The organism is Pontiella agarivorans, from assembly GCF_034531395.1.
GTDB classification, from domain to species: domain Bacteria; phylum Verrucomicrobiota; class Kiritimatiellia; order Kiritimatiellales; family Pontiellaceae; genus Pontiella; species Pontiella agarivorans.
Genome location: NZ_JARVCO010000012.1, coordinates 942,697 through 968,102 on the forward strand (window position 1 = coordinate 942,697; position 25,406 = coordinate 968,102).

At 52.0% G+C, this 25,406-nt stretch carries 20 protein-coding genes; 12 read left to right on the forward strand and 8 right to left on the reverse strand.

Annotated elements, in window-relative coordinates:
- Window positions 1–155: 155 nt before the first annotated feature.
- Both P9H32_RS16820 and panD read right to left on the reverse strand, forming a co-directional pair.
- Entirely contained in the window at window positions 156–1,301 is a 1,146-nt protein-coding gene (locus P9H32_RS16820) for a THUMP domain-containing class I SAM-dependent RNA methyltransferase (RefSeq protein ID WP_322610084.1), read from the reverse strand.
- Window positions 1,298–1,639: an aspartate 1-decarboxylase gene (gene panD, locus P9H32_RS16825; RefSeq protein WP_322610085.1), complete on the reverse strand. Its 342-nt coding sequence runs from the start codon at window positions 1,637–1,639 to the stop codon at window positions 1,298–1,300. The genes P9H32_RS16820 and panD overlap by 4 nt, the downstream gene beginning before the upstream one ends.
- A gap of 230 nt (window positions 1,640–1,869) precedes the next feature.
- Here panD and P9H32_RS16830 point away from each other — a divergent pair, with 230 nt between their 5' ends.
- On the forward strand, window positions 1,870–5,073 hold the full coding sequence (locus P9H32_RS16830; protein WP_322610086.1) for a DEAD/DEAH box helicase: 3,204 nt from the start codon (window positions 1,870–1,872) through the stop codon (window positions 5,071–5,073).
- Here the strand turns inward: P9H32_RS16830 and P9H32_RS16835 are convergent.
- The gene (locus tag P9H32_RS16835; RefSeq protein WP_322610087.1) at window positions 5,063–5,707 is read right to left on the reverse strand and encodes a YigZ family protein; all 645 of its coding nucleotides are present in this window, start codon (window positions 5,705–5,707) and stop codon (window positions 5,063–5,065) included. The genes P9H32_RS16830 and P9H32_RS16835 overlap by 11 nt on opposite strands.
- Window positions 5,685–6,500: a 3-deoxy-8-phosphooctulonate synthase gene (gene kdsA, locus P9H32_RS16840; RefSeq protein ID WP_322610088.1), complete on the reverse strand. Its 816-nt coding sequence runs from the start codon at window positions 6,498–6,500 to the stop codon at window positions 5,685–5,687. Before kdsA ends, P9H32_RS16835 begins: the two co-directional genes overlap by 23 nt.
- Before the next feature lie 164 nt (window positions 6,501–6,664).
- On the opposite strand from kdsA, the gene P9H32_RS16845 reads away from it, so the two are divergent.
- Window positions 6,665–8,083 (forward strand): SGNH/GDSL hydrolase family protein, encoded by a 1,419-nt coding sequence (locus tag P9H32_RS16845; protein WP_322610089.1) that lies wholly within the window; start codon window positions 6,665–6,667, stop codon window positions 8,081–8,083.
- 51 nt (window positions 8,084–8,134) lie between these two features.
- On the opposite strand, the gene P9H32_RS16850 is transcribed toward P9H32_RS16845, so the two are convergent.
- Window positions 8,135–9,187 carry a uroporphyrinogen decarboxylase family protein gene (locus tag P9H32_RS16850; protein WP_322610090.1) on the reverse strand — a complete coding sequence of 351 codons (1,053 nt, stop codon included), beginning with the start codon at window positions 9,185–9,187 and terminating at the stop codon, window positions 8,135–8,137.
- A gap of 193 nt (window positions 9,188–9,380) precedes the next feature.
- Between P9H32_RS16850 and P9H32_RS16855 the strand changes: the two genes are divergently transcribed.
- On the forward strand, window positions 9,381–10,184 hold the full coding sequence (locus P9H32_RS16855; protein WP_322610091.1) for a PocR ligand-binding domain-containing protein: 804 nt from the start codon (window positions 9,381–9,383) through the stop codon (window positions 10,182–10,184).
- A 441-nt stretch (window positions 10,185–10,625) separates the two neighbouring features.
- Here the strand turns inward: P9H32_RS16855 and P9H32_RS16860 are convergent, their stop codons facing one another.
- On the reverse strand, window positions 10,626–11,444 hold the full coding sequence (locus P9H32_RS16860; protein WP_322610092.1) for a hypothetical protein: 819 nt from the start codon (window positions 11,442–11,444) through the stop codon (window positions 10,626–10,628).
- Window positions 11,445–11,574: 130 nt separating this feature from the next.
- Between P9H32_RS16860 and P9H32_RS16865 the strand changes: the two genes are divergently transcribed.
- Window positions 11,575–12,282, forward strand: a complete 708-nt coding sequence (locus P9H32_RS16865; protein ID WP_322610093.1) for an IS110 family transposase — start codon at window positions 11,575–11,577, stop codon at window positions 12,280–12,282.
- 76 nt (window positions 12,283–12,358) lie between these two features.
- Window positions 12,359–13,255: a transposase gene (locus tag P9H32_RS16870; protein ID WP_322610094.1), complete on the forward strand. Its 897-nt coding sequence runs from the start codon at window positions 12,359–12,361 to the stop codon at window positions 13,253–13,255.
- 32 nt (window positions 13,256–13,287) lie between these two features.
- On the opposite strand, the gene P9H32_RS16875 is transcribed toward P9H32_RS16870, so the two are convergent.
- Window positions 13,288–13,536 (reverse strand): hypothetical protein, encoded by a 249-nt coding sequence (locus tag P9H32_RS16875; RefSeq protein WP_322610095.1) that lies wholly within the window; start codon window positions 13,534–13,536, stop codon window positions 13,288–13,290.
- Between the two features lie 102 nt (window positions 13,537–13,638).
- Window positions 13,639–14,019 (reverse strand): DUF2628 domain-containing protein, encoded by a 381-nt coding sequence (locus tag P9H32_RS16880; RefSeq protein WP_322610096.1) that lies wholly within the window; start codon window positions 14,017–14,019, stop codon window positions 13,639–13,641.
- A gap of 323 nt (window positions 14,020–14,342) precedes the next feature.
- Here P9H32_RS16880 and P9H32_RS16885 point away from each other — a divergent pair, with 323 nt between their 5' ends.
- From P9H32_RS16885 to P9H32_RS16915, 7 genes are all read left to right on the forward strand, one after another.
- Window positions 14,343–15,365 carry a LacI family DNA-binding transcriptional regulator gene (locus P9H32_RS16885; RefSeq protein ID WP_322610097.1) on the forward strand — a complete coding sequence of 341 codons (1,023 nt, stop codon included), beginning with the start codon at window positions 14,343–14,345 and terminating at the stop codon, window positions 15,363–15,365.
- A gap of 60 nt (window positions 15,366–15,425) precedes the next feature.
- Window positions 15,426–17,771, forward strand: a complete 2,346-nt coding sequence (locus P9H32_RS16890) for a hypothetical protein (protein ID WP_322610098.1) — start codon at window positions 15,426–15,428, stop codon at window positions 17,769–17,771.
- A 92-nt stretch (window positions 17,772–17,863) separates the two neighbouring features.
- A complete protein-coding gene (locus tag P9H32_RS16895) occupies window positions 17,864–19,678 on the forward strand; it encodes a DUF5060 domain-containing protein (protein ID WP_322610099.1) in 1,815 nt (604 codons plus the stop codon).
- 75 nt (window positions 19,679–19,753) lie between these two features.
- The gene (locus P9H32_RS16900; protein WP_322610100.1) at window positions 19,754–20,290 is read left to right on the forward strand and encodes a hypothetical protein; all 537 of its coding nucleotides are present in this window, start codon (window positions 19,754–19,756) and stop codon (window positions 20,288–20,290) included.
- Window positions 20,291–20,409: 119 nt separating this feature from the next.
- A complete protein-coding gene (locus P9H32_RS16905) occupies window positions 20,410–21,366 on the forward strand; it encodes a ThuA domain-containing protein (RefSeq protein ID WP_322610101.1) in 957 nt (318 codons plus the stop codon).
- 83 nt (window positions 21,367–21,449) lie between these two features.
- Window positions 21,450–23,441: a sulfatase-like hydrolase/transferase gene (locus tag P9H32_RS16910; protein WP_322610102.1), complete on the forward strand. Its 1,992-nt coding sequence runs from the start codon at window positions 21,450–21,452 to the stop codon at window positions 23,439–23,441.
- Between the two features lie 13 nt (window positions 23,442–23,454).
- On the forward strand, window positions 23,455–25,398 hold the full coding sequence (locus P9H32_RS16915; protein WP_322610103.1) for a hypothetical protein: 1,944 nt from the start codon (window positions 23,455–23,457) through the stop codon (window positions 25,396–25,398).
- Window positions 25,399–25,406: the final 8 nt, after the last annotated feature.

Sequence of the window (25,406 nt, forward strand, 5' to 3'; positions counted from 1 at the left end):
TTTTTCACATTTGCGAAGAAGAAAGTTTAAGATCTGCGAAATCCTCGATCGCTCGAAATCATTTTGTGAAGAAAATGCGCCTCAATTCGGTATCTCAATAAGAAAAGAATGTATGAGAGCTTTTAATTAGACCGAAGGGAAATGAAGCGGGAAAATCAATACAGCTGGTATCTGCAGAGGACGCCGTCGAGGCCGCCGGCGCGGAGTTCGTGTCGCCATTCAGGTTTGAGGCCGAGTTTTTTGACGAGTGTTTTGTCGCCGTAATAAATGAAAGCGGTGGATCCGGTGCATTTCTGTTTCAGAAAATCGCCGAAATCTTTCAGCAGTCCGGTCACCTGTTCGGTGTTTCCCAGCCGGATGCCGTAGGGTGGATTGGTGACGATGACGGTGTTTTCAAACCCTTCCAGGGATTGGAAGTCAGAGCGGCGCACTTTAAGGGTTCCAATCTCCGGAAGTTCGGCGCGGTTGGCGCGCACAGCTTTGACGGCTTCCGGATTGAGGTCGGAGCCTCTGATCAGGTCGTCCGGAATGTCTTTGGTCTCGTTATTCGCTTTGGTTTTGATTTGGTTCCACACGGCAGCATCAAAATCGGGGAGCCGGAGGAATCCGAATTTTTTCCGGAGGTAGGATGCAGGGACATTTCCGGCGCGCATGAAGGCCTCGCAAAGGATGGTGCCGGAACCGCAGAACGGGTCGTAGAGCGGTCGTTCGCCATTCCAGTCGGCCAGTTGCAGGAGGGTGGCGGCGAGTGTTTCCTGCATGGGGGCTTCGACGGATTCGGTGCGATAGCCTCGTTTGTGGAGCGATCCTCCGCCGAGATCGACGCTGATGCGGGCTTTGTTTTCGTAGACATACAGATTCAGCAGCAGGTCAGGGAAACGGGTGTCGACATCCGGGCGTTTTGTGGTTTTTTCGCGGAACTGGTCCACAATGGCGTCTTTCAGGATTCGTCCGGCATACTGGGAGTTGCGAATGTTGCTTTTTGCCACATTGGCTGTAACAGCCAGGGTTTTGGTCAGCGTGAGGAAATCGGACCAGTCAATATTCTGCGCGGTTTTATAAAGATATTTCTCGGAGTGACAGTCGAAGGCAATAAGTGGCGCAAGAATACGGGAAAAAATGCGGGTTTTGTATACGATGTTGTAAAGGGTGCGTTGGTCCGCGCAGAAATAACAGCCCAGATAACTTCTCCGGATTTTAGAGGCACCGAGGGCTTTAAGTTCCTGTTCACCGCAGGATTCGGATCCGCCGGCCAGCTGACCGAAATACTGCTGGGTGGTCTGATAGAGGTAGTCGCTCATTTCTGAACGATTCGGTTCTGGTCATCAACAAAAACAACAATGGGTTCGAGCGCGCGGGCTTCTTCTTCGTCGTAATTGCCGTATGTAATGATGATCACTTTGTCGCCTTGGGCTGCCAGACGGGCGGCGGGGCCGTTGAGCTCGATGGCCCCGGAGCCGCGCTCGCCGCTGATGGTGTAGGTGACAAAACGCTCGCCATTGTTGAGGTTGACGACCTGAACCTGTTCACCGGGCAGCATGTCTGCGGCATCCATAAGATCGCGGTCGATGGTGATGCTGCCTTCGTAATACAGTTCCCGCCCGGTAATGGTGGCGGTATGTATCTTGGATTTTTTCATGATGCGCTGCATAGCGATTCCTCGTTTCAAAGGCGCGCATAATGTTATCGGGCATCCTTTGCGTCAACATCTGTTTTGAGCCGATTTTGGTGAGAATGTTGATTTTCAAAGGGTGGAATTTACAGGGATAGGTCCGGATGAGGATAAAAAGCAGAGTTTTTTATCGATTTATTTGCCCAGCTGGAGAAAATGGCCCCTATTTCCTGTAGGGAGAAGAGAGAGCGCACCGAATGAGTGATGAAATTCCATATACCGAGAAGAAATTAAAAGACTGGGCCGGTTGGCGGGCATTTCGCGACGGAAAGGCGCTTTTTGAGCGGGGCGTAGTCGAAAAGGTCACCTTTGAATCTCCCTTCATTACCGGTCAGCTTAATCTGGGGCCCCGCGGGATGCGGAGTAAATTTGAGATTCTGAAAAACGGTTTGGTGGAAAATCATTGCCCGTGCCGTGATAATCAGGAACGGGGACTGATCTGTTCGCATCTGGTCGCGATGGGTCTGGAAGTGCTTAAACAGCACTCCGAGTCCAGCCGTAATGAGCGGGCGGTGGCAGAGAAAAAACGGATTGACCGGATCGTGAAGGCGGCAGAAGGCACGCGCATCACCCGAGTCCGGCAGGATGCTCCGGGAGCGGTGGATGCCAACCTCTATATCGAACTTGATAAAGACTGGGAAAAGCAGCTTGAGTCGGAAAAGGTTAAAATCCATATCGCTGTGGAGTATGAGAAAAAACGGTATAAAGCCATGGATGTTCCCGTGGATGTGCCGTTTGCCTTTCCGCGGCGCGATGAAAATCTGCTCTATGTGCTGGAAGATGTTTGCCGCGGTGCCCTGAAGAACGAAATCGAAATTTCCGTTTACGATTTTATTAATATCCTTCGGCTGCATCAGGGAAAGACCATTCATTATAAAGGCCGGAAAAAGGGCTATACGGTCCACAGCGGTGCGTTGGATACCGTTCTTGAAATGGATATGGACCGTGACGACGGAGAACTGATTCTCAACGTGGTTACTGAACTTCCTGACGGCGAGCGGGATCTGTTTCCGCAGTATATCATCGGTCAGAACAGCGGTTGGATTTTTGCGGCCGGCGAGTTTTACCCGCTGAGCAGTATTCTGCCGAAATCACTGCACGAAGTTTACACGACTGAATTGGTTATTCCGCGCACGAGTGTGCCGGCGTTTCTCATGACCGAACTGCCGCAGGCTGAAAAATTCAGTACCGTGCGCACGGAAATTACGCCCGATCTCTTTTTTATGAAACCGGCCAAGCCGACGTTCCGTTTGGTGGTGAAGGGCAGCCCGGCGTCATTGGCGGCAACGCTTTATGCCCGCTATGATGAGGCCGTGGAGCTGGTGGCCGGCCGTGCCGATATGAAAGGCAATTTTGCCATTCCCGATCCGCGCGATCTGTTGAAATACCGGATCCGCAATATGGCGGCAGAAAAGGCGGCTGTGGAAAAACTGCACAGCGTCGGTTTTGACGGCCGTGCCGGGGATACGCTCAAAAATATTGTCGGTCCGCGCGAGGTGCTGAATTTTCTGGGCACCGGTGTGCCGCAAATCCGCCGCTTCGGCTGGCAGGTTGAGCTGGAAGGGCGGGTTAAACCCTTCGCCGAAAAAGCGGATTATGTCACGCCGGTTGTGCATGTGGATGAAACCGAAGACGGCAGCTATTTTGACGTCAGCTATGAATACGAGGTGGGCACCGGAAGCGTTTCCGAGCGCGATATTCAGCGGGCGCTGATGAAAGGCGATTCATTTATTGAACGCAACGGCCGGACGATTCTGCTCGATGGCGATGCCATCATGCAGGCCCGTGAAGTTTTTGAGGATTGTGCCGTCGGGGCAGGCGAAAAGATCGGTTCCTTCCGGATGAGCGGAATTTACGGCAGCTACGTCGAAGCGTCGCTCAATGCGCTCGATGGAATCAATATTGAAGCCACGCCTTCGTGGATGGAAAGTGCGAAAGTTCAGAATGAACAGGTTGCCGTGGAAGAGGTTGAGCTGCATCCGGAGCTGAGGGCCACGCTGCGCTCCTATCAGCAGGAAGGGGTCAACTGGCTTCGTTTTCTGGAGCGCCGCGGTTTCTGCGGTATTCTGGCCGATGAGATGGGGCTGGGCAAAACACTGCAGACCCTGGCCTGGGTTCAGATGGGCCGGGCGGATGGTGAGCAGAACGGCAAACCGGCGCTGATTATCTGTCCGACCAGCCTCGTGGAAAACTGGAAAGAGGAAGCCGCGAAATTCACCCCCAATCTCAAGGCATTGATTCTGCATGGCACAGACCGGCACCGGAAATGGAAAAATATTCCGAAATCTGATCTGGTTATCACCTCCTATGCGCTGATGCGGCGTGATATTGAAAAGCATTTGGAATACACATATTCGATTGCGATTCTGGATGAAGCGCAGCACATCAAAAACCGCACCACGCAGAATGCGCTGGCGGCCAAAAAGCTCAAGGCCGACCACAAGCTGGTTCTGACCGGAACGCCGATTGAAAACGGCGTGACGGATCTCTGGTCGATTATGGATTATCTGATGCCGGGCTATCTCGGGGATCATAAGGATTTCCGTGAGCACTATGAACTGCCGATTCTGAACGGCGGTACGGAAGGGGATCTGGCTCAGATCAAACTGCGCCGCAAGCTGCATCCGTTCCTGCTGCGACGTCTCAAAAAACATGTGGCCAAAGATCTGCCGGAAAAAATTATCCGCGTTGCCCCCTGCAAGCTTACGCAGGATCAGCATAAAGTATACAAGCAGCTGCTTGAGGATTCTAAAGCCAGAATTAATGAAATGGTGGAAAAGGAAGGCTTCAATAAGAGCCGTATGGAAATCCTCAAAACCCTGTTGCGATTACGCCAGACCTGCAACCACATCGATCTGCTGAAACTGGACGGGGTGAAAAGCAAGCATCCGTCGGCCAAAATGGAGCTGTTTTTTGAACTGCTCAACGAGGCGATCGACAGTAAGCACCGGGTACTGGTCTTCAGTCAGTTCACCAGTATGCTGGCGATTCTGAAAGAGGAGATGACTGAGCGCGGCATTAAGTTCTGCTATCTCGACGGCAGCACCAAAGATCGTCAGGATGTGGTGCGGAAGTTCAATAAAGACCATACCGTTCCCGTGTTCCTGATGAGTCTTAAGGCCGGAGGAACCGGGCTGAATCTGACCGGGGCCGACATGGTTATTCATTTCGATCCATGGTGGAATCCCGCCGTCGAAGATCAGGCGACCGACCGGGCACACCGCATCGGCCAGAAACGGACCGTCTATTCCGTTAAACTCATCACCAAGGGCACGGTCGAAGAAAAGGTCCTCGCGATGCAGGAGCACAAAAAAGGCATTATCGATTCGACGCTGACCACCGATGAACAGGTGATGCAGAAACTCACCTGGGAAGACGTGCAGGAACTGCTCAATCTGTAAGCCAGCGGAAGGCGTTGTGGGGCAGTTTGGCGTTTAAATGGTTTTCTGTTATTTCCATTTGATCCGCCGGAACGTCGATATGCAACGTAACTTCTGCGGTGTAAACCGTATCTTTAATGTCGAGTTTCAGCAGCGAAAGTTGATGCCGGATGGACGGTTCGAATTCAAATGCGGTGCGTATCATAACGGGTTCTGTATCGACGGCTTCTTCGGTCGGGAGAGATTCGAGTACGGCCTGCACGGCACCGGAGTAAGCGCGTGCCAGACCGCCCGTTCCCAGTTTGGTCCCGCCGAAATAGCGTGTCACGATAACCATGATTTCACCGATGCCGCAGTTGAGTAAAACCTGCAGCATGGGGCGTCCGGCCGTTCCGTGCGGTTCGCCGTCGTCGCTCATGCCGCAGGGATGCGAGCTGCCGGGGGCTCCGGCCACATAGGCCCAGCAATGGTGCCGGGCATCGGGATATTCGCTGCGGATTTCGTTTACAAACTGTTTGGCTTCATCCGGAGAGCAGACCCGCCGAAGCGTGGCGATAAAACGGCTTTTCTTTTCAACCGTTTCAGCCCGGTGCCGGCCGGCGGGAACGGGGTAGCGGGAAGACACGGCGGGTCTATTTGATCCGGTCGATCGCATCCAGTTTTTTCCAAAGGCTGGAAAGATCCCGGGTGGGAATCATGTTGGGTCCGTCGGAAAGGGCTTCGGCGGGGTTGGGGTGTGTTTCAATGAACATGCCATCCACGCCGACGGCGGCCGCCGCTTTGGCGAGATAGGGGGCAAAACGTCCGTCACCGCCCGAGGTGTCGCCCTGTCCGCCGGGGGACTGTACGGAATGGGTGGCGTCGAAAATTACGGGATAGCCGAATTCACGCATAATGATCAGGCTTCGCATGTCGGCGACCAGGGTATTGTATCCAAACGACGCGCCGCGTTCGGTCAGCAGAATGTTTCTGTTGCCGGTGGATTCAATTTTTTTAACCACATTTTTCATGTCCCACGGCGCGGCGAACTGGGCCTTTTTCACATTCACCACCGCACCGCTTTCTCCGGCGGCCACCACAAAATCGGTCTGACGGATCATAAAGGCCGGAAGCTGGATGATGTCGACGGTTTGGGCGGCGATTTTAATTTCTTCGACGCTGTGGACATCAGTGAGAACCGGGATGTCATATTTGGCTTTGATTTCGGCGAGGATCTCAAGGCCTTTTTCAATGCCGGGGCCGCGATAGGAGTTGATCGAGGTTCGGTTGGCTTTGTCGTACGACGCTTTGAAAACTAAAGGGATATTCTGTTCCTTCGCCAGCTTCACGAGACGGTCGGCAATGGCCATACAGCCCTCGCGGCTTTCAATGACGCACGGTCCGGCAATTAAAGCCAGCGGGTCTTTTTCTCCGAATTTCACACCCTTTACATTTACGCTCGTTCCCATAGAAAAATCCTCGTTGGTTAAACTGGCGGAAACTATGACGCATCCGCCAAACATTACCCAATGCAAAAACCGCGATTTCTGCAAAGCAATCGACTCGTTTCATTTTGAGCCTTCAGTATAGTTCCGAACATTGGAAATTCCAGCGTCTGGAAGGAGCAGAGAAGATGAAGTTTAAGATGTTGATGGCTGTGCTGTTGGTGACGGGTTTTTTATATGCGGAGCCGTATCGTGAAAATGAGCGGGTCGTTTTTGTGGGCGACAGTATTACGCATGGCGGCAGCTACCATACGCTGATCCAGTATTTCTATGCCACGCATTTTCCGGATCGGAAGGTGGCCTGCTTCAACGTCGGGATCAGCGGTGATACGGCTCATGGCGGTGCGCAGCGGTCTTCTGTGAACGGGGACGGAATCTGGGAGCGTGATGTGCGGATGTATGCGCCGACGGCGGCCGCAGTGATGCTCGGAATGAATGATGTCGGCGGTTCGCATTTTGAATCGTCCACCAGCCGGGAGCAGCTGATGAGCTTTCATGAAAAACAACTCGGATGGTACCGCGCAAATTATGCTTCGTTGCTGAATCATCTGGAAGCGCAGCGCATTGACCGAATCGCATTGATTAAATCATCGCCGTACGATCAGACGATGGTGAATCCCCAGGCGCAGCACAATCTGCTTAAATTTGGTTTTGGGAAAAATGATGCCATTATTGATTTCGGCGAAAAAGTGATTGATGAGGAAGCGGAAAAGCGCGGCTATCCGGTCTGCGATTTTAATTCGGCGCTGCTGGAAATTAATGAACGGCGGCAGCAGAACGATCCGGCATTTACCCTGGTTGGACTTGATCGGGTTCATCCTGGCGAGGCGGGACACACCGTGATGGGGTATACCTTTCTGAAATTCCAGGGCTTGGAAGGGCCCGTGGCTGAAGTGGAGCTTCGGCTGAATGATCCGGAGAAAAAATGGACGGTTAAAAACGCGGTCGTTTCTTCTCTGAAAACGGGTGCGGGACAGGTTCAGTTTGATTATACGGCGAACGCGCTGCCGATGGTGCGGCAGAGCTATGAAAAAGCGGAAGGACTGATTCCGTTTGAGGAGGCGTTTAACCGGGAAATCCTGCGTGTAGCCGGGCTGACGGACGGCATGTACCGAGTGCAGATCGGGGATAAAACGGCGGGGCGCTTCAGCCATACCGAACTCGACGCGGGCATTAATCTGGCCCGGCTGGATACTCCGCAGTTACAGCAGAGCCAAAAGGTTTATCTGTTGGGGCTGAAACAGAAAAAAATCATGGCGGACATTCGGAGTGTGGTCTGGGCGGTAGGGTATCTTTCGAAAATAAAAGATCACGATGCCGCAGACAAAAACGCAAATCTGGAAATGATCAGGCGGATTGATGCCGGTTTCGAGCCCGAGGGCCTGTGGGCTCCGCCGAGTGATTATGTGAAACATGTGCTGGCTCAGTATGTCCGGTGTATCGACGACTACGACCTTCTTTTCCAACGTCTGGAAAATACCATCGATAAAATCTATGAGATGGCACAGCCGATGACCCATCGGGTGAAGATCGTGAAGATTAAATAAAACGCGCTTCTCTGTGGAAAAGCGCGTTCCCTGTTTTCCAATGGTTGGAAATTATGCCGTTGCAGGCAGCTTTAAACCATCGCCCGGATGCAACGCCTGATAGGTTTCCTGAGCAAAGGCTTCCTCGATAAAGGCCACGATATTTTCAATGGAGGTGTCGCTTTCAACCGAATGCGAGGGCGAGAAAATATAGCCTCCGTCGGCTCCGAGTTTCAGGAGATCACGCGATTCATTCCGCACATCTTCCACAGTGCCGAACGGCAGTGTTTTCTGCATGCTGAGTCCGCCGTGGAAGGCCAGACGGCCGTGATAGGCCGGCAGAATTTCATGAATGTCCATGACTTCCGGCTGGAACGGGTTGAAGCAGTTGAGGCCGGCATCAACCAGATCGTCGAACAGTTCGTCGACGTCGCCGCAGGAGTGAATCATCACAAATTTTCCGGCGCTGCGCACTTTGCCATACATGCGTTTAAGCTGCGGCAGAATATATTCCCGCCAGAACGTCGGACCCATAATCAGGCCGCTCTGCTGGCCCCAGTCATCGCCGAAATAAACCGCATCGATGTCATATTTAAGGGCTTCTTCCACCTGCGCCAGGTTGTAGTCGGCAATGGCCGTCATCAGTTCATGAACAAATTCCGGCTCTTCGATCATATCGATCATCAGGTTTTCCATACCGCGCAAAGTCCAGGCTCGTTCATAAAGTGAGAAACCCAGCTCAAAAACGCGGAAACAGTCCGCATATTTGTTGAGTTTCGGCTCAATATTTTCGAAGAACCGTTTGTCGAGCGGATCGGGGAATTCAAAGCCTTCCATCGTCGGTTCCGGAATCAGCACATTTTCGCACACGCCGATATCCTTATCGACACTGCGGTCCCAGATCACACCGAATACATCCTTCAGGCGGTCGTTGCCCAGATCGTCAAAAAAACCGATATCACTGCCGACGCGCACAATGTGATTGCCCACGGCCCGTTCCAGGTCGTCGGTACCGAGATATTCCGCCAGAGCCTGCTCCGGTTCTTCCGTAAATTTATAGGACCACGGCACATACGGCGGCTTTTCCCCGTTCAGGACCATCCGAACCACTTCTCGTTTTGTCATTGTTATATCTCCTTCGTTAACACCCGGTTGAACTGTGACGATTGACCTGTGATTCCCTGGCCGTAACGATCCCGTCACGCATCACATCAACGTTGCCACGTTTTTAATACGTAATAGGATGTAGGTGATTTTAGCCATAGACGCAGATGCTATAGTTATGGACAAATTTGCCGGCAATGGATAAAAACAGTCCATGAATCGGGATATGGAATATATTTTCAGCGACCGGATGCTGAAGCTGCTGGATCATTTTACCTCGCTGACAGAAGTGCGGATTGCCTTTTTTTCGTTGAAAGGGGAGGAACTCTGCATCGGTCAGGACCGCAGTATTTGCGACTACTGTGCGATGCGCCGGCGCGAAAAGGGCTTTGATAAGGCCTGTCTCGCCAACGATGCGGCCGGCCGCCGGGCGGCACTGGAAATGGAAAGCGTTTGTTTTTATCAATGCCACGCCGGACTCTATGAGGCCGTGGTGCCGGTATATGTGGGCGAGACCCCGATCGGCTACGCCATGGTCGGGCAATTCCGTATTGTTGGATCCGAAGAAAAAGTCCGCAATGCGCACGAAGCGGAGGCGCTGGAAAAAATGCCGGTTTTTACACCGCAGAAAGCCGAAGACCTGCTCAGTATGTTTGATGTGCTGATTCAGCACATCACCAGTCATGCACTGGTCGGGCGGCGGGACTACGACCTGCTCGATCCGCTGGTGCAGCGGATGCGCCGGCAACCCGAAGAACGGCTCAGTCTTAAAGACGCCGCCGGAATCGTCGGTTTAAGCGCATCCCGGCTCTCGCACCTGTTCACCACCATGATCGGCGTCAGTTTCAAGCAATATCAAATGGCGCTGCGGCTCGACCGTGCGGATCGGCTCATGAAAGCCAATCCTGATTGGCGAATGGCCCGGATTGCCGAAAAATGCGGTTTTGAAGATCCGCTCTATTTTTCCCGTGCCTATAAAAAACACCGCGGAATTCCACCCTCCAAAGCCTTCCAATGACGGGCATATTACGGGTCGGCATCGTGGGGCTTGCACGGAAGCTGTTAGTTGCCTGATGGAAATATGTTGAGTTCGGTGAAGTCCCTGAGCGCTTCAAGAGCAACCCGGCCTTAAACTCAGCGGTATGTTTCCGTCTATGCTTTTTCATAACTCCTTTACCTGCTCATTTGAGGAGTCATGCACCAAAACCTAACTTAACCCGTGGTCCAAAATCTTAAGTCCGTCTCTGCGCAGACCCGGGATCGAGGGGTGGGCCATCACCAGGCCGTCCGGGCACTGGCCTTCAAATGGACCCGCATCCTGTATCGATGCTGGAACGAGAAGAAACCTTATGACGAACTGCACTACTTGAGCAGGTTTAAAAAGCGGGGGTTAAGTCTGTGGAAAGTAATCGCAGAACATTCGGAAGATTTTAAATTGATCAACCCTTAGCAGGCTTCTTTATGGTTGACGGACATCCTTAGATAGCCGGTTCGGATCAGTTTTTGATGATCGTTTTCTTGCCCGTTCTAACTTTTCGCTGATGTCGTTCCCTTGAAGTTTTGCATCAACAAGATAGAAGGCTGGTATGTATGGAATTTCTGCATTTTTCGGATCAGCGTAAAAATCTGTAACAGCTCCGCTTAATTTTTGGAAGTGTGAGTTTAACTCAACGCGTTTAGTTATCTTGTTTAATACTTCTTTTTTCGGTTTTAGTTCACGGGAAAACTCTGCAATCGCACCTTCGCATCCGGTTTTATATCCAGAAATGTAAAATCGTTTTTCTCCCTCACTCCAGCTATTCCATTTGTCTGCATATGATTCTAATTCTTCTGCTGGAGTCGGGGGTAGTTTTTGGATGTCATCACTAATTAGTGGCTGGATTTCTTCAACCCACTTCCTTTGGGCAAAGGTATACCTCACTTGAATATCGACCTGCTTTTCTGACAGTTTCATGATTTCAGGTGGGATAGAGGTTCGATACTGAATCAGGCTCTCTAATTCTTTCTTTGTGTATGTTTCATCCAAGAGGGATGTGTAATATGGTTTCCAACTCTTCCAGTTGCAGTGCTTACGCACGATCTCTTTTATTGAATCATATGATTTCCCTTTTCCCTCATATGATTGCATGAGCTGATTGAGTATTTTCTCTGCGCCTTCATTGAATTGCAGTTCCACTCCATTGAGAATGATAAGTTTTTCAATAAGCTCATCTTTTGATTCAGAAAAGCCCGTGATGGTTACTGATATGGCTATAATGAATGTGATGATGGTTTTCATATTTTTTCCTAGTCTAACGTTAAAGCCTTGTTCGTTGCCTGACTTGACGGGCGTTTTCACGGTAGATGCTATGTGGGGGTTGTCATTCAAAATATGATCCTTAGATCACCATAGAATAAGGAGATACATAATGAACAACACACCCACACATAACGTTGAGAAATTACTCGTTGCCATGGAGCTGAGCAACAGCAAATGGCTGTTGGCTTTTTATAACGGCGAAAAGATCCGGCGCAAAAATATTGATGCCCGTGACCGCAAACGGTTTCTTGCTGAACTGGTCCTGGCCAAGCAGAAGCTGGGCTATCCTGAAGATGCTGAAGTGCTTTGCTGCTATGAGGCCGGGCCGACGGGGTTTGTGCTGGCGCGCCGGCTGATTAAACTCGGCTTCGAATGCGTGGTTATTGCTCCTTCATTGATTCCCTCGAAGTCCGGAGACAAAAAGAAAACCGACCGGCGCGATGCGCGTAAGCTGGCGGAGTTTCTGCGGTCCGGACACCTGACCCCGGTGCACATTCCCGATCTCGACGACGAGGTGATCCGCGATGTTTGCCAAGGCCGTACCGATGCCGCGCAGGGACTTGCGCGGACAGAAAATTATGAACCACGGAATACACGAAATACACGGAAAGGAAAGACAGGCGGTTCATGGGTAGGGCTGGTTCGCCGAACCCGCCGCCCGGTCGCCGAGGCCTTCGACCCTCCAGTCATTGGAACTTTTCAACCTCTGGAAAATGTAGACCACGACCCCAACCTCGCCGCCGCCGAAACTATTCAGCCCAACCCCATTTCGGAGGCCATTCAGTACCGCACCCTCGATCGCCAGCTTTGGGTCTGATAACGAAATAATAGGACGGACACTTACCCTTAAACTTAAGGCCTGGCGTCCGGACAGTCCGGACACCCGTAGACTGATGCTGCTGACCGAGCATCGCCGCAAACTGGTTGATCTGAGGGTCAAACTGACCAACGAACTGCGTTCCTGTCTCAAAAGCTACTATCCACTCGCCTGCGAGGTGGCCGGCGACAAGCTGAACGAAAAACTGGCTCTTGATTTTCTGGCTCGCTGGCCCACGTTTGAAAAACTCAAGCGTTCCCGTTTAACGACGGTTCGCAGCTTCTACACCCGGGGCAACAGCCGCTACTCGAAAGCCATTGAAAAACGTCTGAACGCCATCGAGCGGGCAGAGCCGGTCACCGGCGATCCGGTGATCGTTGAAAGCTTCAGCATGCAGATGCTGGCTTTGGTGGCCCAGCTTCAGAAGCTGAGGGAAACCATCCGGGAATACGACCGGCAGATCGTTCGCACCTATGCCTCGCATGCCGATGTCGCCATCATTTCAAGCTTTCCGGCCACCGGCAAAGTATTCGGCCCTCGGTTGATTGCCGCACTGGGCACCGATCGCAACCGCTTTAACTCAGCACAGGAACTGGAGAACTATTCCGGCATTGCCCCCGTCACTGAACGCAGCGGAAAAATGCACTGGGTGCACCGACGCTGGAAGTGCTCGAACTTTATACGGCAGAGCTTTCATGAATGGGCCGGTGAGACCCGTAAGCACTCCCTGTGGGCTCGGGCGTTCTACATCCAAGCCAGAGAGAAGGGAATGGGTCATCACCAGGCCGTCCGGGCACTGGGTTACAAATGGAACCGTATTCTGTACCGCTGCTGGAAAGAGCGGGTTCCTTACGACGAGCTGCACTATATCAGCGTACTCAAAAGACGAGGCTCTGGATTAATCAAAATCATTGCCGAACACCCTGATGCCATTAGGCTGAACGGGCCTGTCGAAAGTCAATTTTTGCGTTGACGGAGAACCTCAGATGGCTGGTTGGAAGTCTTTTAGTCTACTTTGACTTTGTGCACATGAGCGAGAATACGTTTAACTTCGTACATCTCAGTTTGTAGCTCTTGGATTTTTTTCTTTTGTTCAAGATGATGTGCATCAGCTTGAGATATGCGTGAGAAGATTGCAGCTACTGCGGATGCAGCAATAATTCCGATACCCATGGTTGCTTCAGATAACGATGCAATTCCGAGCAACGTTCCAAGTATTGCGATGAGTCCAAAAATCACGCCAATTATTTTCATATTTTTCCTCTTCCAACGTTAATCCTGACCCGCTTGGGAAACAAACTTTGCCTTCAAAAACGGGCGTTGTTCAAGTAGGGTCCGGGATCTGGTTGGTCTTTTTTATTCAGGTATCTGCTGTTTTCTAAACGAACTCATTGCTTCATCAAAACAGCCAGCTTCTGATTCATATATCAACTTGTATCCTTTTTTTACCAAGTGAGCTTCTTTCCTACGGCTTGCTATGTTTCCAATCCAAATCCATAACACTATTAAAGCCGCTAGGTTGAATATTGAGCCCATGGTTGTGTTGTGGGTTAATCGGCTAATCACTTGTGCGACAACGCTAATGGTTAACGATATTAGAAACCATTTAAGAGCGCATTTGAATAATCCTTGCGTTAGCGCCCACAGCCACCCAAAAAAGAAAGCGAACCAGAGGAAACCAACTTTCACTGTTTCTTGTCGCTTTTCTTCATGTTCGTAAATTCGATAGATATTCATTTTATATTTTCCGAGACCAACAGTGTGGTTGATATGTATTGCATATTCCGGTGCAGGTATATCCTTTCGGCCATTCGTACCGTATTTGGAATCAAGCTACCTTATATTGATGAGCGTGAAAAATAATCTTTTGCAAAGATTTGGTGCGGCAGGGGACGGTCTGTTCTTTCCAAGGGCTGGAAAAGGCGGTGCGTTTCCGCGGCATCGCAGGTTTCATAATTTGAGACAAACATGTTAATTCTCAGGATCAGGATACGGTGAAAGCAGGGAAAGGCTTTTAAATATTGCCTGAAGTTAAATGTTTGTGGTAACAACTGGCCACTATGAGCAAACAAATCACGATTCGCGATATTGCCGAGAAGACGGGGTTCTCGTTTCAGACCGTCAGCCGCGTGCTGAACGGGAAAGCCCATCTTCATAAAGCCGCCACGGTGCGGAAAATCGAAAAAGTGGCCAATGAAATGGGCTACGTACCGAACCTTTTTGCCAAAGGGATGCAGAGCGGCAAGACCTATTCGGTCGGGCTGATCATTGATCCGTTTGTGGATAACTTTACCGAAGAGATCTTCCGCGGGGCCCATGATGAGCTGATGAAGCGGAATTATCTGCCGATTCTGCTGATGCATAATCAGGATGGCGAAGACGAGCAGCTGGTGCAGCGTCTGGCGGAACGGCGGGTGGAGGGGCTGATTATCCGGCCTTATCCGGAGCGGATGGATGAGGTTTCCGAGTCTATTGAGCAGCATCATATGCCCGTGGTTTCGGTGGATTATGCGCTGACGAGTGAAAAAAAGTTTGATTTTGTGGGTACGGCTGATGAACACGGCGGGCAGCTGGCCGCGGAGCATCTGCTGGAACTCGGACACCGCCGGGTCGCGATGCTTTATACGGATACTGAATCGCTTAAGCTTCGTAAGCGCGGGTTTGAATATGCGGTTTCCCGTATGGCGGATGCGGCAGAGCCGGTGATGCTGGAGGGCTGGAATTTTGAGGATGATGAAAAAAATCAGGCCAGAATCCGGGATATTCTTACTGGAGAAAATGCGGTTACCGGAATTTTTGCGGGCGGCGATTTTATGCTGCCCAGTGTTTACCGTGCCGCGCATTCATTGAATATGCCCATTCCGGAAGAGCTGTCCGTGATCGGTTTCGGCGATGAAGAGTTTTCCGAATATATGATTCCGCCGGCTACGACACTGCATCAGGACGCTTATGAAATCGGCGTGCAGGCGGCTCAGTTGGTGATTGACCGCATTGAAAACAAGGACCGTCAGATGCCGGTACGGCAGATGCGTTTTGAGCCGCATCTGCTTACGCGCGAATCGACTGCTGCGCCAAAAGCCTAGTTTTGTTTGTCCAACGGTTGGGGGTTCCAATCGTTGGATCTTTTTTGAAAGGATAATGTTATGGTTCTCATGCGAAGTTTTCTGACAGTGCTCGTGCTTGCGGCGGTTTCGGCCGGGGCGGCGGAAATTAATCTGGAACAGTTGGGTCCGGCCGGAAAAGCGGCCTATGAAAAGCATCAGCGTCTGTTTAACGAGGTGGTGCCGCATTATGAGGTTTCGACGAAAACGCAGGTCAATTCCGGGGTGAAGGCGCTGACCCATCTGCCGTTTTACAAGGGACCGACGGAGATTGACGGTATGCTGCAGGTTCCGATTCCCCAGGAGCTGAACGAACATATTTTTGATTTTAAGCAGGTGGAGATTCTGGGTGAAAACCTGGACGGCGTCACCAAGGTGAAAGTGATCAGTATCGGTTCGGGCAACCCGGTGCTCGGGATTACGGCGCAGCGCGAAAAATCAATTCAGATCAAAGTGACGTCATTTATGTGCGCGCTGAATGTTCCGCTGACGCTGGAAATCGAGGGTCAGGGCACGGTGGAGAAAGTCGAATTTGTGCATCGCGAAGGCATTGCCATGGAATTTGATGCTTCGATCTACCGTGAGCCGGGGCTGGATAAACCGGTGAAACGTGTGCAGGTGACGGTGGATGCCACGCACTATCGTTCGATTGAGGGGATTTCCAAGCTGAAACCGGAACGCTATTTCCGCTATTACGCCATGCCGAATGCCGACCGTTCCGGTAAAGAACCCTATTTTAAAGGGATGGGTTTTCTGCCCGGCCGGCAACTGGCTGAGCTGGGGCCGGCTTATGAGGATCGCTACGGGGCGGCCAACGCGATGACCACCTTGAAAGAGGATCCGGCGCGTCCGGGCTCGGGCTATGCGGATCCGGCGTTTTTTGAGCAGGAAGACTGCTGGCAGTTTGAAGGGGTGGACCCTGAGCTGGATTTTATTATGGGCTTCGATTCCTGGCCGCGTTTTATGCATCCGACTAATTTCCCGGGGGTTCCGAATCAGCGCGGCACGCCGGCGGTCGATAAATTCCATGCGGCGGCGGACCTTTCTCTTCAGTTTTTGAAAGCGCAGATTCGCGACAGCGGCCGTACGGCAAATTACTGGGAAGTGAAAAATGAGTCGGACGTGAAGTCGGAGTGGGTTTATCACCACGAAAAAGGATACGACAGCTGGAAACTGCTGGCCGATTTTCACAACACGATGGCCGACACCATTCATGAAGAGTTGCCGGAGATCAAAATCGGCGGTCCGGTTTCGGCCTGGTTTGTTCCGTATGCCGGCGATTTCCGCGTGTGGCGCGATCAGGCCCGTTTTATGGATCTGACGCGCGATAAACTCGATTTTTATTCGCACCACTTTTATGAAGTCGGAGCCATGGATTCGCTCGAGCGGGTGCAGCGCGAGGGAAGCAGCTATGTGCAGGGCGGGCTGGAAAATACGGTGGATATGCTGCGCGCCCATATGGCGGCGACCGGAAATAATAAACCGATGGTTTGTTCGGAATACGGCTCGCTCAGTTTTGTGCGCGATGAACGCGGTTTCTGGATGCATATCAAGAACATCAATTCGCTGATGGTTAAGTTTCTCGACCGTCCGCACGATTTTGAGATTACGGTTCCGTTCATGCTGACCTTCATGCACTGGGCGCCGGACTCGCTGGAAACGTTTATTCATCAGACGCCCGACGGCGAGTTTGTGAAAACCAAAAACACCTATCTTCTCGATATGTGGAAGGGGTTTAAGGGCACGCGTATTCCGGTATCCGATTCCGAGCACAAGGTCCGTACACAGGCACTGATTGACGGCAATCTGATTCGTCTTGTGATGAATAACCATAGCGGGCAGCGCGTGGAGCTGGATATTGATGCCGTGGTGCCGAAGGGCGCTGCGGTGAAATCTGTGAAACGGCGGATGGCCTTTTTTGAGAAGGGCGAAACCCGGTACAGTTATGAGCCGCTCGAAAGTCTGAAGACCATTCCGATGGGGGTGGATGTTACCGCCATTTTTGAACTTGAGCTGGAAAAGGCGCCGAAGATCAAAACCACGCTGGAAGAGCGCATTCACTATGCCCGCGGCACGGCGGTTAAGATCGACGGTGCCATCGAAGTGCCGGTTCCGGTCGATGTGAAAAAGGTGGAATCCGCCGTGTTGCGCGTGGGATTCTATCGTAAAGGCGGCATGCAGAAACCCGTTGCGTTTGAGCTGAACGGTCAGGCTGTTGGGACTGCGGACCTTTCTTATTCAAAAGGAACGCCTAATTTCTTCGATTATGTTGAACTCTCTGTAAATCCGGACTGGATCAAGAAGGACAACGTCCTGAAGATCTCCACCGAGGAGAAGGGCATCACGATGTCTGCGGCCCGGATCACGACGGTGACGAAAACTAAATAATTGAGTGGAGGGCGACGCTCCGTCGGAGCCTGTCCGGTGAACGGCGGCTCGGACAAAGCCTTTTCCTCCATTATGAAACAAGGGAGTTGAGCATGAAGCGAGCATGGACGGCACTGCTGTGCCTTATGAGTGTATGGGCGTTCGGCAAAGCCGAAATTTCGGGTGAACTCAAAACGTGGCACAAGGTCACCCTGACGTTCCAGGGTCCGGAAACTTCGGAGCAGGCCCAATTAAATCCGTTTATGAACTATCGTCTCAATGTGACCTTCCGGCATCCGGCCACCGGAAAAATCTATGTGGTTCCGGGTTATTTTGCGGCGGATGGGAATGCCGCAGAAACCTCGGCGGTTAAAGGCGATAAATGGCGGGTGCACTTTTCGCCGGACCGGACCGGCACCTGGGAATATGAGGTCGATTTCCGTAAAGGGAATTACGCGGCGATCAGTTCCAAAAAGGACACCGGTAAACCCGGCGAATTTATGGATGGGGAAACCGGTTCTTTCGATATTGCGGAAACGGATAAAACCGGGCGCGATTTCCGCTCCAAAGGCCGCCTTGATTATGTGGGCGGGCACTATCTGCAGTTTGCGGGCAGCGGGGAATATTTCCTGAAAATGGGCCCCGATGCGCCGGAAAACTTTTTGTCGTATGCCGAGTTTGACGGCACTCAGAATGCCGACGGGCATAAAGATAATCTCGTGAAAACCTGGGAAGCGCATTCCGGAGACTGGAAAAACGGCGATCCCGTCTGGCAGGGCGGAAAGGGCAAGGGGATTATCGGTGCACTGAATTATCTGGAATCCGAGGGCCTCAATTCGGTTTCTTTTCTGACGATGAATATCGGCGGGGATGATCAGAACGCTTTTCCGTATGTGGATTATGACACGCTGGACCGGTTCGACTGCTCCAAACTGGATCAGTGGGAAATTGTATTTGAACATGCGCAGCGGCACGGCCTTTTTCTGCATTTCAAGCTGATGGAACACGAAAACCAAGGCCTGCTCGACGGTGGAGCCGTGGGGGCTCGGACCAAATTGTACTATCGCGAAATCATCGCCCGTTTCGGGCATCATTTGGCGCTCAACTGGAATGTCTGTGAGGAGAGTGGCGAATGGGGACACCTGAGAACACCGCCGGCCGAAACGCCGGAACGGCTGGCCTGTGCGGAGCGTTTGTATCTGCAGGATCCTTATCAGCACCACCGGGTGATTCATAACGGAAAATGGTTCGATGATATTCTCGGGCCGGAGAGCAAATACACCGGACCTTCGCTGCAAACGAACCAAAAGGATTTCCGCAATGTGCACGGTAATGTGCTTAAACTGCGCAACCAGTCTGCCGAGCATGGAAAACCGTGGGCCGTGGCGTGTGATGAACCGGGCGATGCCTCCTTTTCGCTGCTTCCGGATGCGAATGATTCCGACGGCGTGAATCACTACAACGCCCGTAAAAATGCACTCTGGGGAACGCTGCTCGCCGGCGGATGGGGCGTGGAATGGTATTTCGGCTATAAGGTTCCGCACTCCGATCTGACCTGTACCGACTGGCGCTCGCGTGACGGTTTCTGGGACTATTGCCGCTATGCGCTCGCATTCTTCAACGAAAATAAGATCCCGTTCTGGGAGATGGAAAACAGCAATGCGCTGATCGGAAATCCGAAAAATGATGTGAATGCCGGATTCTGTTTTTCCCGGCCGGAAGTTTATGTGATCTATGTTCCAAAGGCTGGAAAAGCTGAGCTGGATCTTTCGGGCGTTTCGGGCGATTTCAATGTCCGTTGGTTCAACCCGCGCCGGGGCGGGGCGTTGCAGCACGGCTCTGTGGCTGCGGTGAAAGGCGGGGGAAAAGCCGATCTGGGGAACCCGCCGTCGGAAGCCGAAGAGGACTGGGTGATTCTGGTTCGTTAAAATCGACGCATGGCGTGAATAATTCTTCCAATGATTGGAAGTCCGTGTCACGCTTTCTTCAGAAATGAGGAAAGCGTGAAATTTTATCTGTCGATATGCTGTTTGCTGGTTTTGTTGAGCGGTTGTGCGTCGAAGGTCGATTCCCCGGTTGCGGAAACGGTTCCGGCCTCGGTGGAACCGCCGGTAGCGGTGCCGGCAGAGCCGCCTGTTCCGGTTTTTGGAAAACTGACGCTGATCCGGATTGAGCCGGAGCCGGCACCGTCGGAGGTGCTGATTCATATGGATGGTGAGCTGGCGGCGGTGATCGGAAATGAATCGTTTGTGACGATGACGCTGCCGGCGGGGACGAATACGCTGGAGCTCGATTGGGAGGATTCTCCGCTGAAATTTGAAGAGGTCATTGTGCTGGAACCGGAGCTTCAGCCCGAAAAATATCTGTCCCTCATTCGTAAATTCGATGTGCCGGAAATCACCAAAACCACCAATTCAACCGATGTCACGATGGTGGAGACCATCGGTTTTCTTGAAATCCCGCCGGCTTTTGGAAAAAGCGTGATTGAGAATCTCGATCCGGACTTTTCCTACACCGCGTCGGAATATGTGACAGAATAGTCCGCAAATCGGGGTGTCGGGTATTTGTGAAATACAAAAGGATGCGGATTCCGTACAAGATTCTATGCGACCGGCGTCTTATGTTTTACAACTCATAAATCCGAGAAAGGAGCAGGAGTATGAAAAAGTTTATATGGAGTCTGCTGTGTGCTGTGCTGGCTGTGGGCGGTGCGGAAGCAAAGTTGAAAGCACTGATTGTTGATGGTCAGAACAACCATGCGGTTTGGCCGAAGTCCACGATCATGATGAAACAGTATCTGGAGGAAACCGGCCTGTTTGAAGTGGATGTGGACCGGGTGCGCTACATCTGGAAATCGGAGCGTGAAGCCAAATATCTTCCGATGGCCGGTGACTTTGAGAGCGAGGCGGTGAAGCAGCCGAAAAGCGATCCCGATTTTAAACCGAATTTTTCCGATTATGATGTGATCATTTCGAACTTCGGCTGGAAGGCGGCGAACCTGAGCAAAGAAACCGAGAAGGCGCTGGAGGAATATATGCTGAACGGCGGCGGATTTGTGTCGGTGCATGCGGCCGACAACGCCTGGCCGCAGTGGATTGAATTCAATAAAATGATCGGTGTCGGCGGCTGGGGCGGTCGTAATGAAAAGAGCGGTCCGATGGTCTATTTCAATGATCAGGGCAAGGAAGTGCGTGATACTTCGCCGGGCAATGCCGGTTCCCATGGTCCGCAGCATGAGTTTCCGATTGTGGTGCGTGCGCCGGAACATCCGGTGATGAAGGGATTGCCGAAGTCCTGGTTGACGTCGAAAGATGAATGCTATGCCAATATGCGCGGTCCGGCGCTGAATATGACGGTGCTGGCCACGGGCGAGGATCAGGGTGTGGAAAAACGTAAAGGAAAACACCAGCCGATGCTGATGGCCATTGATTACGGTCAGGGCCGCTGTTTTCATACGACGCTGGGACACGATACGCCGGCTTTCGAGGGCGTTGGATTCATTACGACATTTGTGCGGGGCTGTGAATGGGCGGCTTCCGGAAAAGTGACGATTCCGGTTCCGGATGATTTTCCGACGGCGGATGCCGTTTCGCGCCGGCCGTTTAAACTGAAGTAGTTCTTATGACCCAGTCGGATTCCGTTGACTGGGTTTTTTAATTCCTTAAGGTGTTTCAGTTCTCATTTTAAGGCGGGAGAAAGATGATGAAAGCAATGTGGTTTCCGGTCCTGGGAATCCTGCTGGCTGCCGGTACGTTGCGTGCGGCAGGCGGGAAAAAAATGAACGTGATTCTGGTGATGGCGGACGATATCAGTGCGCGGGAATTCCCGTATTATGAATCGACGACGTGGACGGGGGAGCGCCGGGCAAAAACGCCGATGATGGATCGGATGATTGACGGCGGCGGCTGTTTTGTGGAGACGTTCTGGGGCTCGACCATTTGCAAGCCGAGCCGGGTGCAGCTGATGACCGGTACGTATGCGTATCAGAATAAATACTGGGATAATAAACATATCGGTTCCGATTGCTGGAACGTCTATTCCGGTTATGAAAGCGCCCCCATTACATTGGGACGAATGAGCCGCGATGCAGGGTATGCGAATATCTGGGTGTCGAAAAATCATATCGGGGCCGGCGGCGATGTGTTGAGTTTCGGATTTAACGAGTGTGTTTTTGATCCGGCGGAACCGGCGCGTCATATGGGGTGGAACCCGTTCGGAACGCCGAACACCAATCCGTATCCGATTTTCAGAACCGCGAATCCGGAGGACTGGGACCATGAATCCTTTTTCTGGTGGCCGGAAATTCAGCTGATCAATCATCCTGATTTCCCGGATGAACCGTTTAAATTTGTGAAAACGGAGATCAATGATTATGCGCCGGATCTGGAGATGGAATATATCTTTGATTTCATGGAGCGTTCCAAGGCCTCTGGAAATCCGTTTTTTGTGATGCATCATCCGCATCTGGGACATCTGGCCAGGGATTGTGCCATTCCCGGAACGCCGACGGTCTGGCCGGGAACGCCGGAGATTGAGTGGAAAAACGGGAAATATGTGCGTAAGGAGCCAAAGCACATTAAAAACAATGACGGTACGTATGAGCGGATTAATATTACCCCGGCGGGGCTGAGCTATCATGTGGAGTATCTCGATTATCACATGTGGCAGTATGTCGAGAAGCTAAAGGAAATGGGGGAGCTGGAAAATACGGTTATTCTGTTTTTTGCGGATAATGGTACGCAGGATAATGCGGGGCATTTCGGGAAAGCCCGGATTACGCAGCAGCAGGGGCAGCAGGTTCCGCTGATGATCTATGCTCCGGGCGTGAAGAGTCTGCGGCAGGGCCGTCTGCCGGTCTTCGCTGATTTCACGGATATGCTGCCGACGCTGGCCGAACTGATGGGGTTTGAGTTTCCGGAGAATTATGATCGGCTCGATGGAAAAAGTCTGTGGCCCTATCTGACGGGAAAATCGAAAAAACACCGCGACTATATTTATGCCATGCGCATTGATGCGCAGATGATCCGGAACGACAAGGTGATGAAAGACGGGGAGGGCACGTGGTATGACGTCAATAAGCGTCCCGGCGATTATCATTCGTTCACCCGGCTGGAGGATCTGCCGAACGGTGAATATAAAAACATGCTGCTGGCGGAGAAAGCAAAGCTGGAGCCGGAGCTGAAAAAGTATGCTCTGTATGACACCGACTCGGAAGCGCCGTTGCCGTCGCCGGATGCGGATAAAGACGGGATTGCCGACTGGTTCGAACAGAAATTCGGGCCGTTGAATCCAGACGAGGATCCGGACGGGGATGGAATTGATAATTTTCATGAATATATTCATGGCGGGGATCCGCGGGATCCGAAGCTTCCAACCGCCGCACAGCTCCCGCATCAGGTGGAACTGACCGATGCTCAGGGCGAATATACGGGAATCGAGTTCCAACGGTTGGAAGAACTGGGCCCGGATTATTGGTTTGTGATTGAGGGGTCGGCAGATGGTAGAAGCTGGAGCACAGATGGCGTGATGCAGCAGCATACGCGCCGTTCGCTGGGGAACGGTATGGAACGTATTGTGGCCCGGGTGGCGGCCGATCGGAACAAAACCTCGATTGCTGAACTGCGGGTTACTGTGAAAAAACCGCGTAAGCGCCAGCCGCGTAAGTTTGTGAATTTATTGAAGAAGAAGTAACGGAGAAATGAATATGAAGTTTTATTATGGAAGTTTGGCCGCGGCCTCGGTATTGGCTGCGGGATGTGTTTCCAATGACGGGAAACCGGATGCCGCGCGGACGGTGAACTGGGATGAGCCGCATATTGTGGTGGATGCGCATACCACGCGTGAAATCGGGGGCGTTTCTGAAGTCGATCGCAAAGCTTATTTTGCGGTAAGCGATAACGGAACCGGTTTTGATAAGCGTATGCCGGAAGATATTTATGATTATCTGGTGCATGATCTGGGGATCAGTTTCGGGCGCAGTCTGGGCCCGGTGCAATATACCGCATCAACCTTGCCGGAGGATCCGAATCGACCGGGATATGCCGACACCACAAAACTTAAAAAACAGAACCTCCCGAAGCCCGGAAAGCAGTTTCTGGAAGATTTCGGGCCGAATCTGGATGTAGCGGCGCACGGTAATCATAATGCGTATCCGGCCTATATGGGTAAGCACATGCAGGAGGGTGCCGATTATCATGGAACGCCGGAATGGATTCCGGAAAATATCGATGCGGCCGCCCAGCTGGCGGCGGATATTTTCCTGCATAACTACACTGATTTTGACCGGCCGAAATATTTCGAACCGCTCAATGAGCCGCACTGGAAATATTTTGTGGATCCGCATCTGGCGGACTGGCATCTGGCGGTGCAGGAAAAACTGCACGAAGTGACCCCCGAGGTGAAGGTCGGCGGGATGTGCCAGTCGGTTTCCTATTTCTTCCGGGACAACTATCAGAATTTTAACGGATTCAAGGGGTTTATTAAAAATACCGATGCAAATATGGATTTCTATTCGTTCCATTCCTATGACTACTTTAAATGGGAGGATGATGATTTCCGGGGCCGTGTACAGTCGGGGATTGCCCTGGAAGGTTCGCTGGATCTGATGCAGAACTTTACGGTGAATACCTTCGGCAAAGAGGTCGACGTGGTGGTCAGTGAACAGGGTGGATATATCAATGTTCAGCCCAAAGGGGCTTACGATGGTGAGCTGCTGGCCGAAGAGCTGGCGGCAAACTATTTCAACGATGCGGAACCCTGGGAGCGAGAGCTGAAAAAACGGTCCATCGTAGCGTTTGTTCATGTGAGCAGTATTCTGGCAAACACCATGGCTTTTATTGATCATCCCGACACCGTGCAGAAGTCGGTTCCGTTTTTGCTGCCCAATACATGGGCGTGGGATACCAAATATTATGCGAGTCTGTATGTGCCGAAAAACTACACCGACAAAGAGACGTGGGTGGAAACGCACATGCTCGATTTCTATAAGTTTTTCCGGGGCGTCAACGGCCGGCGAGTGAAAGCACTGGTCAATGATCCGGACCTGCAGACGCGGGCCTTTGTGGACGGTTCCACCTTGTATCTGGCTGTGAACAACCAAAGCTGGCGTCCGGAATCCGTCAACCTATACGGCATCGAAGCCGATCAGGTTGAAATCCGTAAATTCGGCCGCAACGATGATTATACCGCCTATTTCACCGAGGAAACCGTGAAAACGCCGGAGACGCTGACGCTGCGCGGTCGGGAAGCCGTTATGATTGTTGCGAATCTGGGGGACGTGATTGAAGAACGTGCTGTGGTGAATGAGATAGCATGCTATGGCGACAAAACCATGGTGCCGCTGAAAAAAGCGACGTTCACCATCAAGGTTCCGGTTGATCAGGAGATTGAATATGCGCAGTTGCGCGTGGGGCTGACCCGTAAAACGGATGCCGATAAAAATGCAATCATCACGCTCAATGGCGAAACGCTGGATGTCCCGCTGGAAGATGCGGCGGACCGCTTCAGCAAGGGGGAATACGGTGTGACCAAACTGGTCAATATCGATCCGGCTAAATTGAAAGCGGAAAACGTCGTTACCGTATCGTTTGCGGACAGTGACGAAGGCTATGTGGGCACTGCGGTAATCCGCGCTGCGGTCAGAAAGTAGCCTCTTCC

What these genes read in the sequence shown, in the direction of transcription:
- P9H32_RS16830 (WP_322610086.1), top strand. Translation starts at nt 1,870, where the DNA reads ATGAGTGATGAAATTCCATATACCGAGAAGAAATTAAAAGACTGGGCC.
- P9H32_RS16835 (WP_322610087.1), bottom strand. Translation starts at nt 5,707, where the DNA reads ATGCGATCGACCGGATCAAATAGACCCGCCGTGTCTTCCCGCTACCCC.
- P9H32_RS16865 (WP_322610093.1), top strand. Translation starts at nt 11,575, where the DNA reads ATGAACAACACACCCACACATAACGTTGAGAAATTACTCGTTGCCATG.
- P9H32_RS16915 (WP_322610103.1), top strand. Translation starts at nt 23,455, where the DNA reads ATGAAGTTTTATTATGGAAGTTTGGCCGCGGCCTCGGTATTGGCTGCG.
- P9H32_RS16855 (WP_322610091.1), top strand. Translation starts at nt 9,381, where the DNA reads ATGAATCGGGATATGGAATATATTTTCAGCGACCGGATGCTGAAGCTG.
- P9H32_RS16870 (WP_322610094.1), top strand. Translation starts at nt 12,359, where the DNA reads ATGCTGCTGACCGAGCATCGCCGCAAACTGGTTGATCTGAGGGTCAAA.
- P9H32_RS16895 (WP_322610099.1), top strand. Translation starts at nt 17,864, where the DNA reads ATGAAGCGAGCATGGACGGCACTGCTGTGCCTTATGAGTGTATGGGCG.
- P9H32_RS16860 (WP_322610092.1), bottom strand. Translation starts at nt 11,444, where the DNA reads ATGAAAACCATCATCACATTCATTATAGCCATATCAGTAACCATCACG.
- P9H32_RS16850 (WP_322610090.1), bottom strand. Translation starts at nt 9,187, where the DNA reads ATGACAAAACGAGAAGTGGTTCGGATGGTCCTGAACGGGGAAAAGCCG.
- P9H32_RS16880 (WP_322610096.1), bottom strand. Translation starts at nt 14,019, where the DNA reads ATGAATATCTATCGAATTTACGAACATGAAGAAAAGCGACAAGAAACA.
- P9H32_RS16890 (WP_322610098.1), top strand. Translation starts at nt 15,426, where the DNA reads ATGGTTCTCATGCGAAGTTTTCTGACAGTGCTCGTGCTTGCGGCGGTT.
- P9H32_RS16910 (WP_322610102.1), top strand. Translation starts at nt 21,450, where the DNA reads ATGATGAAAGCAATGTGGTTTCCGGTCCTGGGAATCCTGCTGGCTGCC.
- panD (WP_322610085.1), bottom strand. Translation starts at nt 1,639, where the DNA reads ATGAAAAAATCCAAGATACATACCGCCACCATTACCGGGCGGGAACTG.
- P9H32_RS16845 (WP_322610089.1), top strand. Translation starts at nt 6,665, where the DNA reads ATGAAGTTTAAGATGTTGATGGCTGTGCTGTTGGTGACGGGTTTTTTA.
- kdsA (WP_322610088.1), bottom strand. Translation starts at nt 6,500, where the DNA reads ATGGGAACGAGCGTAAATGTAAAGGGTGTGAAATTCGGAGAAAAAGAC.
- P9H32_RS16885 (WP_322610097.1), top strand. Translation starts at nt 14,343, where the DNA reads ATGAGCAAACAAATCACGATTCGCGATATTGCCGAGAAGACGGGGTTC.
- P9H32_RS16905 (WP_322610101.1), top strand. Translation starts at nt 20,410, where the DNA reads ATGAAAAAGTTTATATGGAGTCTGCTGTGTGCTGTGCTGGCTGTGGGC.
- P9H32_RS16820 (WP_322610084.1), bottom strand. Translation starts at nt 1,301, where the DNA reads ATGAGCGACTACCTCTATCAGACCACCCAGCAGTATTTCGGTCAGCTG.
- P9H32_RS16875 (WP_322610095.1), bottom strand. Translation starts at nt 13,536, where the DNA reads ATGAAAATAATTGGCGTGATTTTTGGACTCATCGCAATACTTGGAACG.